The 1,911-nt window shown below is 48.7% G+C and carries 2 protein-coding genes; both read right to left on the reverse strand.

All coding sequences use genetic code 11. The features are described 5' to 3' along the window. A partial coding sequence (locus tag F8N00_RS17770) for a response regulator transcription factor (protein ID WP_421018719.1) occupies positions 1 to 560 on the reverse strand: 560 nt, incomplete at its 3' end. 170 nt (positions 561 to 730) lie between these two features. After that, the gene (gene ccsB / locus F8N00_RS17775) at positions 731 to 1,900 is read right to left on the reverse strand and encodes a c-type cytochrome biogenesis protein CcsB (protein WP_421018720.1); all 1,170 of its coding nucleotides are present in this window, start codon (positions 1,898 to 1,900) and stop codon (positions 731 to 733) included. Positions 1,901 to 1,911 lie beyond the last annotated feature (11 nt).

Below are 1,911 nucleotides of genomic sequence, written 5' to 3' on the forward strand. Positions count from 1 at the left end.
TCGGAGATGTGTATAAGAGACAGTACCTTATCCGTTTGTTTTGCTAAGAAATACAGGAGTTCGTATTCTTTTGGTGTTAAATTTACTTCTTGCGACTCGACCGTCACGCGGTGCGCATCATTGTCGATCGTCAAGTGTGGGAAGACGATGACATCTTTTGTTTTCGCATCCGTGTGGAGGAATTTCGTCGCACTTGCCCGACGAAGAATCGCTTTGACACGCAAGACGACTTCACGTGGACTGAATGGTTTGACGATATAATCATCTGCCCCCATCTCAAACCCATGGACGCGGTTCGTCTCTTCGCCTTTTGCCGTCAACATGACGATTGGCGTCGCTTTTGTTTTCCGCAGTTCTTCACAGACTTGCATCCCGTCCATCTTCGGCATCATCAAGTCGAGGAGAATGACATCGTATTCTGTCTCAAGCGCCATTTCAAGCGCCGTCTCTCCATTGTCTGCTTCCTCGATCGTGAAATTTTCCCGCTCCAGATACATCTTCAACAGGCGACGAATCCGTTCTTCATCGTCGACGACTAAAATACGTGCTTCTTCTGACATGCTGTCTCCTCCTATGAACTAAACTCTACTCCTCTATCCTACTACTCTTTTAGTATACTATGAAACGAAAAGAATGGCTTGCTCCGGCTGATTTCTCCGAAAAGGCACACTTCGGTCAAACGCACACGAAAAAGCAGCGGACCGTTTCCGGGTCCGCTGCTTGCTTTTTCTTACGCGTATGAGTGTAATCCTGCTACGACAAGGTTAACGAAGACAAGGTTGAACATGATGACGGCAAATCCGCCGACACATAACCAAGCTGATTTTTTACCAATCCAACCACGCTGGATGCGCATATGGAGATAAAAGACGTAGAAGAGCATCGTAATGAGTGCCCATACCTCTTTCGGGTCCCAGCCCCAGTAACGGCTCCAAGCCATTTGCGCCCAGATCATCGCGAAAATCAGACCGCCCAGGATGAAGATTGGAAGACCAATCGCAACAGAACGATAGCTGATCTCATCTGCTGTCTCAAGATCAATCTTACGTGCAATCGGCTTCAAGCTCTCAGCAAGACGCTTGCGAAGAATGACGAAGCGAAGCAAGACGTATAAGACGACGCCACCAATGATCGACCATAAGACCGTATTGACTTTGTTCGCGTTCAAGAAGTTCGGTAATTCGATGACGGCACCTGAACCCGATAAGACTTTTCCGCCTTCAGGACCGGTCAAGACTGGCATCGCGTAGTCATGTGTCATCGTTGCACCGTTTTTCGCAACGTATTCGATCGTCGATGCAGAACCTGTTGCTTTGAACAACAGCCCAACTAAGATGTAACCGACAACACATGCGAGTGAGAACATGACGACTTCGAGCCACGTCCGTGTTTTCGATTCCTTACTGAAATCCGTCGCGTGAATCAGATACAGTAATCCCGTCGCGAAGCTGACGGCAAGAATCCCTTCGCCGAGCGCTGCCGTCGTGACGTGGATTTTGAGCCAAACACTTTGTAGTGCTGGGATCAACGGTTGGACTTCATCCGGGAACATCGACGCATAGGCGATGACGAGCAATGCAACTGGCATCGCAATCAAGCCAAGGACGTTGTTTTTGTAGATGGCATAAACGATCAAGAAACCAAGTACCATCATCATGCCGAAGAATGTCGTGTATTCATATAAGTTCGAAACTGGAACGTGCCCAGCTCCAGCCCAGCGCGTGAAGAAATATCCGAGCTGCGCGAGGAAACCGATGATCGCGAGCGTAAAGGCGATTTTACCAGAACGCGTCGGTCCTTTTTTACCACTCGTCGCTACAGCGAAGAATCCTGTACTGACGAGGTAGACGATGAATGATGTAAGGAGCAGGTTACTGCTCAACCTGTCTCTTATACACATCTCCGAGCCCA

Origin of the sequence: Exiguobacterium sp. A1_3_1 (assembly GCF_048985645.1) — a bacterium.
In the GTDB taxonomy this organism is placed as follows: Bacteria; Bacillota; Bacilli; order Exiguobacteriales; family Exiguobacteriaceae; genus Exiguobacterium_A; species Exiguobacterium_A indicum.

Bases quoted from the DNA above. Each gene is read 5' to 3' on its own strand.
- ccsB (WP_421018720.1), bottom strand. From the start codon at position 1,900: ATGTGTATAAGAGACAGGTTGAGCAGTAACCTGCTCCTTACATCATTC.